Genomic DNA, 307 nt, shown 5'->3' with positions numbered 1-307 from the left:
CGCTATTCCACGATAAACGATTGCGAGCATCAGGATATTAATATTTCGTTTTCCCCATTTCCAATTGGTTCTATCTAAAGTCAGTTGCACTTGGTCGAATGAAAACATATTGAAAATCAACTGAGAAATTTGACGATAATCAAAATACTGACCTGCAAAGAAGCGCTGCATACGTCGATAAAATGATTGTGGTAAGCACTTGATGGGCAAGGCTTTAGATGCAGAAGAAAGATTACATGTTTGCTTTAAAATAATCACAAGCATGATGAGCGCAAAGCACTTTAAATGTGACTTGTTCCATTTTAGA

General features: G+C 36.5%; 1 pseudogene. It reads right to left on the bottom strand.

Features of this window, described 5'->3' with window-relative positions:
- Positions 1-307 (bottom strand): annotated as a pseudogene (locus ACWQ4X_RS19885) (IS4-like element ISAba33 family transposase); the annotation flags it as partial.

This window comes from Acinetobacter sp. NigerLNRRAM0016 (assembly GCF_054112845.1).
The sequence above is the reverse complement of the archived record's forward strand: the minus strand, read 5'-3'. Positions and strand labels throughout refer to the sequence as shown.